We start from the raw sequence: 12,727 nt of genomic DNA on the forward strand, positions 1-12,727 counted from the left end.
GAAGTCGCCGAGGTGGGCGACTAATAAAATAGCTAGTCGGCAGAGCCGACGCCGCTTGAGATCATCCCGGCCGTTCCGAAGGAATGGTCCAAGGGCGCAGTAATACGTCGCTGTCGCGACGCCCTGCGTCACCCCGGCCCACGGCCTGCCGATCTGGCGGGGCCGTGGCCGCCGCTCCCGACGAACATGGTTGCCTCAAAGTTGTTCGGGAGCCCGCGCCGCCTTGGCCATCACGCATTTTACGCCCCAGCTCATCTCGCGCGGCTCCGGCCGCAGCGCCGTGCTGTCGGCCGCGTATCGCCATTGCGCCAGGATGGAGCACGAGGCCGAGGGTCGGACGGTCGACTATTCGGCCAAGCGCGGGCTCCGGCATGAGGAGTTCCTGCTGCCGGCCGCCGCGCCGGATTGGGCACGCGCGCTGATCGCTGACCGCTCGGTGGCGGGTGCCTCTGAGGTGTTCTGGAACGCAGTCGAGGCCTTCGAGAAGCGTTCCGATGCGCAGCTCGCCAAGGAGTTCATCATCGCGCTGCCGGTCGAGCTTACCGTCGACCAGAACATCGCCCTCGTGAGGGAGTTCATTGGGACACAGGTGTTGGCGCGCGGGCAGGTTGCCGACTGGGTGTTCCATGACGAGCCGGGCAACCCGCATATCCATTTGATGACCACCTTGCGGCCTCTGACCGAGGACGGGTTCGGATCGAAGAAGGTGGCGGTCGTCGGCGAGGACGGCCAGCCTCTCCGCAACGAGGCCGGCAAGATCGTCTATCGGCTCTGGTCCGGCGAGAAGGCCGAGTTCCTCGAGCAGCGCGAGGGCTGGCTCGGTCTCCAGAACAAACATCTGGCGCTGGCCGGTCTCGATATCCGCGTCGATGGCCGCTCCTACACCGAGCGCGGCATCGATCTCGTTCCAACGACCCATCTCGGCGTGGCGGCGAAGGCGATTGACCGGAAGAAGGAGACGGCCGGGTGGTCGCCGAAATTGGAGCGGGTCGAGCTCCATGAGGAGCGGCGTGCCGAGAACCGCGCGCGCATCCTGCGCCGACCGGAGATCGTGCTTGATCTCGTGACGCGGGAGATGAGCGTCTTCACCGAGCGCGACATCGCCAAGGTGCTGCATCGCTATGTCGACGATGCCGGAACGTTCCAGGCGCTCCTTGCGCGCATTCTTCAGAGCCCGGATGTGCTCAGGCTGGAGAAGGAGCGCATCGAGCTGGCGACCGGGGCGCGCGCGGCGGCGAAGTACACCACGCGCGAGCTGATCAAGCTCGAAGCCGAGATGGTCAATCGTGCCATGTGGCTCGCCGGCCGATCTTCGCATGGTGTCCAGGAGAATGTGCTGACGGCGACGTTCGAGCGCCATGCCCGGCTGTCGGAAGAGCAGCGCGTGGCCGTCGCCCATGCCGCTGGCGAGGGGCGGCTGGCGGCCGTGGTTGGGCGCGCCGGCGCCGGCAAGACCACCATGATGAAGGCGGCCCGCGAGGTCTGGGAAGCGACTGGCTACCGCGTCGTCGGTGCAGCGCTCGCCGGCAAGGCCGCCGAGGGCCTGGAGAAGGAGGCCGGCATCGCCTCCCGCACGCTCGCCTCATGGGAGCTCGCATGGTCGAAGGGCCGCGATCAGATCGACGACAGATGCGTGTTCGTGCTCGACGAAGCCGGCATGGTTTCGTCGCGGCAGATGGCGCTATTCGTTGAGACGGTGGTGAAGGCCGGTGCCAAGCTGGTGCTCGTCGGCGATCCCGACCAGTTGCAGCCGATCGAGGCCGGTGCCGCGTTCCGCGCCATTGTCGAGCGTACCGGCTATGCCGAGCTCGAAACGATCTATCGTCAGCGCGAGCAATGGATGCGCGACGCCTCGCTCGATCTGGCGCGTGGCAATGTCGCCGCGGCGCTGAAGGCCTATGAAGCGAACGGCAAGCTACAGCCGCGCAAGTTCAAGGCCGAGGCGGTCGAGGCACTCATCGAGGACTGGAACCGCGATTACGATCCGGCGAAGTCGACGCTGATCCTCGCCCATCTCCGCCGCGATGTCCGTGCCCTCAATGATATGGCGCGGGCGAAGCTGGTCGAGCGCGGCATCGTCGGTGAGGGCGATGCCTTCCGCACTGAAGACGGCGTCCGCCGTTTCGCCGCCGGCGATCAGATCGTGTTCCTGAAGAACGAGGGCTCGCTCGGGGTCAAGAATGGCGTGATCGGTCATGTCGTCGAGGCGCGCGAGGGCTGGCTTGCGGCGATGGTCGGCGAGGGCGAGCATCGTCGCCGCGTCGAGGTCGACCAACGCTTCTACGCCAATGTCGATCATGGCTATGCGACGACGATCCACAAATCGCAAGGCGCGACCGTCGACCGCGTCAAGGTCCTCGCCACGCTCTCGCTGGACCGGCACCTGTCCTATGTCGCGCTGACCCGTCATCGCGAGGATGTCGGCCTCTACTACGGCGCGATTTCGTTCCGGAAGGCGGGCGGCCTGACGCAGATCCTGTCGCAGCGCCGCGCCAAGGAAACCACGCTCGACTACCGGAACTCGTCGCTCTATCGCGCCGCGTTGCGCTTCGCGGATTCGCGCGGGCTTCATCTTGTCCGCGTCGCCCGCACGCTCGTCGGCGACAAGCTGCGCTGGACCGCCCGGCAGAAGCAAAAGCTCACCGATCTTGGCGCCCGGCTCGTCGCGCTCGGCAGCAGGCTCGGACTCGGCGCCTCTTCAAAACAGACCGCCCCGGAAACGCAGAAGGAGGCCAAGCCCATGGTCGCGGGCGTCACCACATTCGCTAAATCCATCGATCAGTCCGTCGAGGACAAGCTCGCCGCGGATCCCGCGCTCAAGAAGCAGTGGGAGGAGGTCTCGAGCCGCTTCCACTTCGTCTTCGCCAATCCAGAAGCCGCCTTCCGCAAGGTCGATGTCGACGCCATGATGACGAGCGCCGAAATCGCGACATCCACCCTCGCGACGCTCAAGGATAGGCCGGACAGCTTCGGCGCGCTGAAGGGCAAGACCGGCCTCCTGGCCAGCCGCGCAGACAAGGACGATCGCGAGCGGGCAAACCTCAATGCGCCGGCGCTCGCCCGTGATCTGGAGCGCTATCTGCGCCTGCGCGCCGAGGCCGAACACAAGCATGAGAGCGAGGAGCGCGCGGCGCGCATCAAGGTCGCGGTCGACATCCCGGCGCTGTCGCCCATCGCCAGGCAGACCTTGGAGAAAGTCCGCGACGCCATCGACCGAAACGATCTTCCGGCCGCCCTCGCATTCTCCCTTGAGGACAAGATGGTGAAGGCCGAGCTCGAAGGTTTCGCCCGGGCCGTCTCCGAGCGGTTCGGCGAGCGCTCCATGCTCGCCAATGCCGCGAAGACGCCGGACGGTCCGGCCTTCGAGAAGCTCGCCGCAGGTATGAACGCGGGCCAGCGTGAAGAGCTCAAAGCCGCATGGCCGGCAATGCGGACGGCACAGCAACTCTCCGCCCGGCAGCGCACGGCTGAGGCGCTGAAGCAGGCCGAGACGATGGGGCAGTCGCAGCGGCAGGGGTTGTCGCTGAAATGATGGTTGGTGTGCGAGCCGATGCTGATAAGGCGGCCGGAAGGAAAGACGAGACGCGCCGCCGCGCGCTGGCGATCCCGGCTGGTGGTGCGATCGGTATTGCCTTGATCGCCGGCCTGGGCTGGCTCGGCGGATTGCGGATCAACTTGACGCCGAGCGAGCCGCTCGGGCTCTGGCGGAGCGTCCCACTCGATCGGCCCGTCGCTGTCGGCGATCTCGTTTTCGTCTGCCCGCCGCCGGGACCGATCACCGATTTCGGCCTCGAGCGCGGATATTTCCGGTGGGGATCATGCCCGGCCGGCGTCGCGCCGCTCATCAAGACCGTCGTCGCGCTTGCAGGGGCTCGCATCGATGTAGGCGCCGAGGTCGCGATCGACGGCGTTGCGTTTTCCCGATCCCAGACCAGCGACCGAGACGGGGCCGGTCGGCCCCTTACGACCTGGCCTGGCGGCATCGTGCCGGCGGGTCAGATCTTCCTCCATTCTCCCTTCGCAGGTTCCTATGACTCCCGCTACTTCGGGCCGGTCCCGCTCACTGGCCTTCTTGGCCTTGCGCGGCCGCTTCTCACGATCGATCCCTGATCGCCGCCGCACTCTTTTCCTCGTGACCGGGGCTGCCGCAACCGGCTGGATCGGGTGGTCTGGTCATGTTCTGACCCTGCCGCTCACCATGCTGTTCCCGGCACTGTGGGCCTGGGCGCCAAACCGTGCCGCGGCCGCCGCAGTTGCAGTGGCCTATTTTTTGGCGGCGGCGCGCGGCCTGCCAGAAAGCGTCGCCACCTTCTTCGGCACCACGGTGTGGGCAGGTATCCTGCTATGGCTCGTGGCCTCGCTGTCTTTTGTCGTGGTGCATACCGCGTTCTGGACAGCGCGGCCGGGATGGACACGGGCGCTCCGCTATCTGGCGGCGGCCGGACTGATGGCGATCCCGCCCTTCGGCATCGTCGGCTGGGCGCATCCGGTGACGGCTGCCGGCGTTCTCTTTCCCGCTTGGGGATGGTGGGGACTGTTAGCGACGACAGTCAGCCTTGCCCTCGTGTCGACGAGGTTCTGGCTAGCCGCCACCATAGCCTTGGGAGGCTTCTGGATTTGGTCCGCCGCAAGCTGGACGGAGCCGATGCTACCGAAACGATGGAAGGGTGTCGACACGGAGCTGGGCGTGGCGCTCGGGCGCGACAATGCCCTGCAACGACATCGCCAGCTGGCCGGCATGGTGCGGACCCGGGCGCTGGAAGGAGCGCCGGTCGTCGTATTGCCCGAGAGCGCGCTCGGTCCGCTGACGCCGACTGTAGTGAGCTTCTGGGCCGACGCACTTGCCGACCTCGATGTCACCGTTGTCGCCGGCGCGGCGGTGATCGGCTCGGGAGGGTACGACAATGTCATGGTCGAGCTCCGTTCGGCGAGCGCGATGATCCGCTATCGCGCGCGCATGCCGGTTCCAGTTTCGATGTGGCAGCCGTGGCGGGCCTGGTTCGGGGACAGTGGCGGCGCGCGCGCCACCTTTTTTGCCGATCCCGTCGTGGAGATCGCCGGGCGCCGTGTCGCGCCGCTGATCTGCTACGAGCAGCTTCTGGTGTGGCCGATCCTGCAGTCGGCGCTGTATCGGCCCGATGCGATTGTCGCCATCGCGAATGCTTGGTGGGCCACCGGCACCTCCGTACCGGCGATCCAGACAGCCAGCGTTACCGCATGGTCGCGTCTGTTTGGAGCCTCTCTCGTCACATCCTTCAACCGCTGAGCAGGGAGCTCGCTTATGGCATTCGATGCAGATCTCCTCCGAACGTGCGCCGACCCTTCCCTTAAGCCGGCGATCGTCGAGCAATTCGTCAAGCAGGCGGGATCGCCCGATCCGCTCGCGGTGACCGTCCGAAGCGGCAGTCGCGTGATCCTCGTGCCACCTTTGAAAACGCCTGAGCAAGCTCTAGAGGTCGTCCGAGAGCATCTTGGAAAGTCCGTCGTTCGGGTCGGTATCACGCAGTATCCGGCCGGCGTTGGCATCCGCGATGTGTCTGAGCTTTCGCCGCAGCTGCTGCAACCTTGCGACAATATTCGTATGGGAACAGCACTGTTCGGAAAGGTCTGGCGGGTCGTGCTGAAATGGTACGGCAATCCGACGGCCGAAGACGTCATGACGCAGGTGCTCGACGACGCGCTCCATGCCTGGAAGACGGGGCAGTTCGAGGGGACGGCGGTTTTTACCGCGCCCGATCCGGGGGAGACCAAAGCCATCGCCCCGAAACTCGAAGACGCACCCCAATCTGCGCCTGTAGCGGAGCCACAGGAAACACCGGCGGACGATCCGAGCAAGTCAGGGATCCGCATCGACTTGTCGGGGATCGGAGGAAGGGCACCATAGCGAATCCGCCGACGAGCTAGGCTATTCGACGATGATGTCGCGCGTCAACAATTCGGTTTCTGAAAAACACAGGCTAGATAGATCGATCGAAACATAGATCTTCAGCCGGGCATGCGTGCGCGACGTCGTTTCTAGCTCCGTCGGGACAATGTCGTCATCCTTGTCGCGCAGTTCCTCTTGATCGAGGTAGCGCACTTTCGCATCGAGGACCGCGTTAGCTTGCAGAATCAGTCCGATTCGGTTGCCATCGAAAGCCGCCACGGCGTAGTCGTCGACGCTGATGATCTCTTCGAGCGCGGCTGACGGTACGCTGCCCTCGGTGAGCGACCCAAAATAGGTGAAGTCCACGAAATCAAGGTCGCTCTCAATCGCCAGGACGAGTTGCTCGTCAAAACCGGGGGCGGCCAATACCTCATCCGCAATCGTCTCGACATCTGTTCCGCTGCTCGCAGTTGCTGATGCGAGAACCTCGTCCAGAGCTTGCAACGGCAGGAGTGTGTCGTGACTCTCCGCGGCTTGGCGAAGCGCCACGTCCCCGCTGACCACATACATGGAGATATCATTGTTCTTGCAGTAGCGGGCGAGGCCTTCGATCACGAAGGCATCGGGAAACTCCTTGCTGCCTCTCTGCTCGAAGGGGGCCTGGCCTGCGAAATATCGCTCGAACACGATGCGGGCGGGGATCTCGAGCGCGGAGACCGAATGCCCGCGCAGGCGTTTGATCAATATCTCGACGAAGCCCGCCCACGCGGAGTCGGCCAGGGCCACGCCGTCGATGTCCTTCATCGCGTCGTTTGCCTGTCCGGCAATTTGCGAGATGCGGTTGAAATCGCGGGCTAGGCGCTTCGCATCGGCCGCTTTGGACAAGATCTCCTCGGTGAGCTGGCGCCGGATTTCGGACAGGGTGATGTCGGTGAAGTGCAGGACGATGCGGCCTGCTTCGATCTCCCCGCGGAGCAAGGCGAACTGCGTGTTGGAAATGTTGAAGCCGGCACGGCGATAGACCTCCGTGTCGAGGAAGACATGACGCGTCCGTAGCGGCTCCGTGGGTTTGCGTGTGGGCTTGGTCATGGCGTCTGAATGTCGGTCTGGTTGAAGTGATTCCCGCAAAACAGGAGGGGCTCGCCGGTGGCCTCGGCGAGGACATAGGCGAAGCAGTCGCCATAGTTCAGGCCCGCCTTGTGCCGCCCCTTGCCGAAATCGAGGAACGCCTGCCGGGCAAGCTCGCCATGCTCTTCCGTCACCGGCTTGATAGTGATGCCGGCGCGGCGGATGAAGGCTTCGGCCTGCCGCATGCCGTCGGGGCCGAGCTGTCTTTCGATCACCATCGACAGCTCGAAATAGTTCGCCACACTCATGCGGCTGATATCGGCGTCCTGAAGGTTTGCAAAGAACTCCGCTTCTTTTTCGCGGTATAGCACCGCGACCATGGCGGAAGTATCGATGATCACTTTGGCAGGCCGTCTTTACCATAGAGAGGATCGGCGTGGTCGGCACACGGACGCCTTACATGTGCCGCGGCGCGATCGGCGATCGTCAGCAATTCCTTCACGCTCGCTCTGCCCCTCCACGTTCGATCTGAGCATGGCGATCACGCAAGGCCTGGGTTACGATATGGGTCATGCTTTCGCCAGTTGATGGGGGCGATGCTCTGAGCCCATCGGTGGGCCTCCGGATCCTTGATGTTGAGGCCCATGGCCGCGATTGTTTCTATAAAAAACAACAGCCCTCTGCGACTCTATCAAGCGGCGTCGTAGTGGACAAGATCAGCCCCAAAGTGTGTGTGGCGCGACCCCCTTAGATTGGATGGCATAGACGCGATGAAAGGCCACCAAAATGCAAGTTCGTGCCGTCACTTGAGAGCAGCTTTTTAGTCAAAATGCACGCGTTGTGATCTGGCGCGAACGACCACTTGCTTCTATGAAAGTCGCAAGGTGGTACGCGCCGCCTCGGGGCTTAGAATCCCCTGATGAACGGTTGGTGCCGGCCGTAACGGCACCGAATCCTCTGACCTTGCGGCCGGGGGCTTGCGACGTATGTCCAGGCTTCCAGCTAAAGGTCGTAGGGCCGTTTCATCACGGATTCTAACCCCCGGCTTGGGGTCATGGGATGTTTGTTGGCGGGGGCGCACCGCGGACACCAAGCGCAGATGGTTGAAATGATCGGATCCGGAGAGTCAGAAACGCAAGTGCAAACGATCTTGAGGCCGATCGTCGGACTAACCCGCAATCTCCCGAAGGCGGTTCTTGAGCCAATCGTCATCGAGGCGATCCGCAAGCATCGGTTCCTTCGTGACCTCGCGGAAATGCGGCAAACCGAATCCAGCAAGTATGCGGAGCGCGAAGGTTCTGTCGGCCCCGCAGGGGCCGCCTATGTCAGAGCGATGATCGACGTGCACGCTCAGCAGACAGTGCTCTCGACGCTGCTCGATGTGCTCGGATATGTGCCGGAGGTTCCGGCCGACTGACGCGTCAGATCAGTTTCAGTTTTGTGGCGACAGCCGTCGCCTGAGCGAGGCTTGCAGCCTCGAGAGTCTCGCGAGCGTTGTTGAGATGAAAGTTGACGGTAGCGAAGGATAGGTTCTCGAGCACTGCGATATCCTTCATCGATTTGCCTTCCGCGGACCACTTCAAGCAAAGTGCCTGTCTGGCCGTGAGTTGCGGATGATGTTGTGCCGTTGGCCTTGCGTTCTTTGCTTGAAGCGCCGTATGGAGATACGCAACGGCCGTAACGGCCGCAACCTGGTCGATATCTTTATCCAGCGAAAGCGTTGGCTTGCTGGAAGCGAGCGTTAACATCGACATATGTCGGCCGGACGTTTGAACCGGAATGCTGATGCCGGATCTGATTCCGAAATCGCTCGCTTCGGAGTAGAAGCGTTTCAGCTCCTTCGTCTCACATTCTCTAAGAGCTGGGGCAGACCAGGAAAAGGCGCGCATCGTGGTGCTTGCCGTTCGAACTACAGGATCCACTTCTCTGTAGCCAACCGCGAAGTAGCGATCTTGCCATTCCTGCGCATAGTTCGAGACCGCATGCATGCGAACAGGTTCCACATAGAGGTATGCATAGCCGTCAAAACCCAGATCCTGAACCAATGCCGGGAGTGCACCCCTCAGCATCTCGTCTGTGGCGGCAACGGAAGCGACGTCTGTCAGCCTCTGGAACCATGTTCTCAATATCGTACCTCCTGCGATACAACTCCGGCTTTCATCGCGAGGCAGGTGCCCGACGGATTTCCCGTCGCCGTTGGTTTGATAGCTGGCAGTACCCCCAACCAGTGACATCGCCTCCAGAGCCCGGATCAATCGAATCGTCGCGAGAAGCGTGCTGCCACCGTCCAAATCAGTCTCGCCACTTAAAATTGATACCGAACGCTTGCGCGATGGGCAATATTCCAGCCATGTCAAGCTTGCTCAGTGAGCGACTGAGCAGGTTGGGCAGGGAAATAAACGATGCAGTGAGAAAATATTATCGATATATATTTAATATACGTTCGGGAGTGGAGAGATATATTCGAAATAATCAGTTTAAAGTCATTCTAATATTTATATGGCGTCGGGAACACGATATCTTGATCGACGAGGATGTTGAACCGGTAGCCGGGTCTGATCTCGAGGGTGGGCTGAACGTCAAGGTTTTTGTTGATAGTGCGCTCGGCGACGCGGCCGAATGTCTCGGCGAAATTGCGACGGGCGGCATCGGACGCTGTGTCCTGGGTCGCCAGCGTCGAGCTCTGCGGGATAGCCATGTCCATGCCGGTGCCGATGATAGCGAGCAGGATCGCGGAGCCGAATGTCTTGAAGTAGTGGTTGTCGACCTTGTCCTTGAAGCCTCCATAACCTTCTGCGTCAGTGCCGGCCATGCCGCCAATCTGGAGGGTCGAGCCGTTCGGGAAGATAATATCAGTCCAGATCACGAGCACCCTGCTCTGCCCGAACGATACCTTGCTGTCGTAGCGGCCCATTAACTTCGTACCTTGCGGAATGAGAAGGCGGTGCCCGGTCGCGCTGTCATAGACATTTTGGGACACCTGGGCGGTGATGCGGCCTGGAAGATCAGAATTGATACCGGTGATCAGCGTTGCGGGAATGACCGAGCCGCGCTTTAGCTCGTAGAGGGAACGCTGCGGTACGACCTGGTTAGGCAGGTAGCCGAGCTTGGCCAGATCGGCGTTGAAGAAATTTTCCTTCTTCGTTTGTCCGTTGGGGTCGAGGTTCTGGCCGTTGAGGCCGGCCTGCAAGGCGGTGCTGTAAAGATCGGACGCTGATGGCGTGGCCACCTGTGCCGGGTTTGCTGGATTGACGGGGCCGGCTGCGGTCGCGGCCGCCTTCAGCTTGTCGGTGGTGATGGCGAGCGGTGCATCATAGGCCACATCATTCGCCTGCAGGCGCGCCATGCGCTGGCGCTGACGCTCGCGCCACAACTGCTCTTGTCCCTCTCGCTCGAGGCGCGCCCGCCAGACCTCTTCCGGTTCGAGTTCGACCTGGCGGGGTTCCTCCGCCCGTTTTGGTGCGGCGACGAATGGATTGGCGGAGCCCTCCTTCCGGTCGACCTGAGGCGTGACCAGCACGGGCTGGGGTACGGGCTGGTCTCCGATGATACCGTCGGTGACGCCGCGCTTCAGTTGATCGGCAAAGGTAGTCGCCGGCGGACCGCCGGAAGTGGTGATGTCCGGTGCCCCCCGGAAGATGAGACCGCGCGAGGTCAGTCCGTAGAAAATTATACCGAGGAAAAGCACGAGAAGCACGATTGCGGTGATGATCGGTAGACGATTGAGGCGCCGAATGCCCTTCTTGTCCGTCGCGGCCGACGCGCCGCCAAGCTTGAGGGATTGCATCGCGGTCCCCTCCCCTCTCAGCTGCGCTTCATCACGGAGACCGGGCTTGCGGGAGCTGCGCCGGTCTGTGTCATGGTGTAGACGCGCCCAATTTCGATCGATCCGGTCGAAAGGCGGGCAAGCACCTGGCCGTCGACGGGGACGAGGACATACGCAAGGGGGATCGCCTTCGGGTCTTTGGAATTCTGCTCGGACGTGACGGCATAGCCCCAGGTGCGAAGTGAAGCTTCGAGAGCGGAACCAAATGTGGAGCTATCCGCCTTCAGAATGATGGTCGCCGTGCCTGGTCCGATCTGTTCTGCGAAGCGCGGCACGAGGTCGCCGGCGACGGCCGACGCCGCGGGCGCCGTCAGCTCCGTCGGCGCGCTGCTGGCGACAAGCCCGCTGCCGCCAAGAGTCTGGCAGCCGGAGAGAACGGCGGCGACGAACAGGAGCGCGGCCGGTCGGATGGTTGGAAGGAGCTTCCTGAGCATGGCGTCACCCTCCCCGCCGGATGGTGATCTTCTCCTGGCCCCAGAAGCCGACGCCGGAGACGAGAATGGCTTTGTCGACTGCGTAGTCGACGATCATCATGTTGCTGTTCATGCGGTAGTTGACGATGCGATTCTGGCCGCCGGAGACGACGAAAAGCACGGGCGCGTCCTGCGAGGCGACGGATGACGGGAACTGGATGTAGGTTTTGGCGCCGTCGGTGTAGACCCGTGTTGGCCGCCAGCTGGCGTTACCCGAAATCGAATACTGGAAATTGAGCTGCTCGGCCGGGACGCCGGCGCCGGGGATCGTGCTGGCCTCGAGGCGTGCATTGACGTCGGCGAGGCGCGTCGAGACGTCTTCCGGATAGTCGAAGCCGACACGGGCCATGTACTGGCTCCCGTGCGACTTCAGCTGGATGTGGTAGGTCCGCCGCGACGTCGTCACTACCATCGAGGTGACGAGGCCAGCCTCGGTCGGTTTGACGATCAGATGGATCGCCTGCCCGCCCGACGCGCCGGAGGTCGCGGGCTCGACCTTCCAGCGCACGGTGTCGCCGACGAGAACGTCGCGAACGATCTCTCCGGCCTGGAGTTCGATGTCGCAGACCTGAAGCGGCGAGCAGATGACGGAAGGTTGCACCTCGCCGTACAAGAAGATGACCTTGCCATCGGGGCCTCTGGTGACGAGCCCGGTGCGGCCGCGCCACTGGCCGGAGATGTCAATGCCTTTAATCTCCTTTCCCGTGAGGTTCTGGGCGTGGACGCCGCCGGCGACCGACGTCAACACGATGGTGGCCGCAATCAGGACGGCCGACCGGGATAGGGGTCTTGTATTTTGCATGAGGTCGGGCGCGCCTTTCAGATCTGTGCGGTCCAGTCAAAGTCCTTGAGGTAGAGGCCGATCGGATTGAGACGGATCACCGCCTCGTCCTGGGGCGGGATCAACACGACGGTGGCGACGCCGCGGAAGCGGCGCGTTGCGACCTCCTTGCCCTTCCGGTCGCGCTCATATTCCGTCCAGTCGATCTGGAAGGACTGGGTGGAGAGCGGCACGACATTGTTGACCTCGACCGAGACGGTCGCGGTCTTCGCCTTCTCGAAGGGCGAGGCGGAGCGGAACCAGCCATTGACCTTCTCGGTCGCGGGATCCGTTGTCCGGAGCATCGCATAGACGCGGTCGATATATTGCTTCTGGACCACGGCGTCGGGCGTCACCGAGCGGAAGTTGGTGACGAAGCCGGCGAGCACCGCGCGCACGACGCGCGGATCAGCATATTCGATCTGGGCGGGGAAGCCGGCATTCACCGCCGAGCCGAGCTTGTCGACCTCGACGATGTAGGGCACGAGCCGAACTTGCGTGCTCTGGTAGAGCGCGTAGCTCGTACTCACCAACGCCAGCGCAAGGCTGGTAACGCCGACGATGCGCCAGGCGCTCGCCGCCTTGACATAGGAGCCGTAGCGCTCGGTCCATTCCTGGCGTGCGGCGATGTAGGGATTGTCTGGGGTATCGGATCGCCTGGCCAAGACGCGTCT

At 62.9% G+C, this 12,727-nt stretch carries 12 protein-coding genes; 5 read left to right on the top strand and 7 right to left on the bottom strand.

What is annotated here, in order from left to right; translation table 11 throughout:
• Positions 1 to 223 precede the first annotated feature (223 nt).
• Genes traA through C8348_RS17745 form a run of 4 tightly spaced genes read left to right on the top strand, consistent with a single transcriptional unit; the run spans position 224 to position 5,884 of the window.
• Positions 224 to 3,532, top strand: a complete 3,309-nt coding sequence (traA, locus tag C8348_RS17730; RefSeq protein ID WP_106754637.1) for a Ti-type conjugative transfer relaxase TraA — start codon at positions 224 to 226, stop codon at positions 3,530 to 3,532.
• Positions 3,529 to 4,110, top strand: a complete 582-nt coding sequence (gene traF, locus C8348_RS17735) for a conjugative transfer signal peptidase TraF (RefSeq protein WP_244294047.1) — start codon at positions 3,529 to 3,531, stop codon at positions 4,108 to 4,110. Before traA ends, traF begins: the two co-directional genes overlap by 4 nt.
• A complete protein-coding gene (locus tag C8348_RS17740) occupies positions 4,031 to 5,266 on the top strand; it encodes a conjugal transfer protein TraB (protein ID WP_106754639.1) in 1,236 nt (411 codons plus the stop codon). Before traF ends, C8348_RS17740 begins: the two co-directional genes overlap by 80 nt.
• 15 nt (positions 5,267 to 5,281) lie before the next feature.
• Complete coding sequence (locus C8348_RS17745) at positions 5,282 to 5,884, top strand: TraH family protein (protein ID WP_106754640.1); 603 nt, start codon at positions 5,282 to 5,284, stop codon at positions 5,882 to 5,884.
• Between the two features lie 21 nt (positions 5,885 to 5,905).
• Here the strand turns inward: C8348_RS17745 and C8348_RS17750 are convergent, their stop codons facing one another.
• Together C8348_RS17750 and C8348_RS17755 are read right to left on the bottom strand one after the other, a co-directional pair.
• Positions 5,906 to 6,955: a PIN domain-containing protein gene (locus tag C8348_RS17750; RefSeq protein ID WP_106754641.1), complete on the bottom strand. Its 1,050-nt coding sequence runs from the start codon at positions 6,953 to 6,955 to the stop codon at positions 5,906 to 5,908.
• Positions 6,952 to 7,335, bottom strand: a complete 384-nt coding sequence (locus tag C8348_RS17755; protein WP_106754642.1) for a type II toxin-antitoxin system VapC family toxin — start codon at positions 7,333 to 7,335, stop codon at positions 6,952 to 6,954. Before C8348_RS17755 ends, C8348_RS17750 begins: the two co-directional genes overlap by 4 nt.
• A 698-nt stretch (positions 7,336 to 8,033) precedes the next feature.
• Between C8348_RS17755 and C8348_RS17765 the strand changes: the two genes are divergently transcribed.
• Positions 8,034 to 8,351, top strand: coding sequence for a transcriptional repressor TraM (locus C8348_RS17765; protein WP_157950457.1), 318 nt, complete (start codon positions 8,034 to 8,036; stop codon positions 8,349 to 8,351).
• Positions 8,352 to 8,355: 4 nt separating this feature from the next.
• Here the strand turns inward: C8348_RS17765 and C8348_RS17770 are convergent, their stop codons facing one another.
• The 5 genes from C8348_RS17770 to trbF all read right to left on the bottom strand — a co-directional run bounded on the left by C8348_RS17770 (position 8,356) and on the right by trbF (position 12,718).
• Positions 8,356 to 9,291, bottom strand: a complete 936-nt coding sequence (locus C8348_RS17770; protein WP_198647117.1) for an autoinducer binding domain-containing protein — start codon at positions 9,289 to 9,291, stop codon at positions 8,356 to 8,358.
• A gap of 131 nt (positions 9,292 to 9,422) precedes the next feature.
• Positions 9,423 to 10,721: an IncP-type conjugal transfer protein TrbI gene (gene trbI, locus C8348_RS17775; protein ID WP_106754644.1), complete on the bottom strand. Its 1,299-nt coding sequence runs from the start codon at positions 10,719 to 10,721 to the stop codon at positions 9,423 to 9,425.
• 17 nt (positions 10,722 to 10,738) lie between these two features.
• Positions 10,739 to 11,194: a conjugal transfer protein TrbH gene (gene trbH / locus C8348_RS17780; RefSeq protein ID WP_106754645.1), complete on the bottom strand. Its 456-nt coding sequence runs from the start codon at positions 11,192 to 11,194 to the stop codon at positions 10,739 to 10,741.
• 4 nt (positions 11,195 to 11,198) lie between these two features.
• The gene (trbG, locus tag C8348_RS17785; RefSeq protein ID WP_106754646.1) at positions 11,199 to 12,035 is read right to left on the bottom strand and encodes a P-type conjugative transfer protein TrbG; all 837 of its coding nucleotides are present in this window, start codon (positions 12,033 to 12,035) and stop codon (positions 11,199 to 11,201) included.
• A 17-nt stretch (positions 12,036 to 12,052) separates the two neighbouring features.
• Positions 12,053 to 12,718 carry a conjugal transfer protein TrbF gene (gene trbF, locus C8348_RS17790; RefSeq protein ID WP_106754647.1) on the bottom strand — a complete coding sequence of 222 codons (666 nt, stop codon included), beginning with the start codon at positions 12,716 to 12,718 and terminating at the stop codon, positions 12,053 to 12,055.
• Between the last annotated feature and the right edge of the window lie 9 nt (positions 12,719 to 12,727).

Source organism: Pannonibacter carbonis, from assembly GCF_003012935.1.
Classification (GTDB): domain Bacteria; phylum Pseudomonadota; class Alphaproteobacteria; order Rhizobiales; family Stappiaceae; genus Pannonibacter; species Pannonibacter carbonis.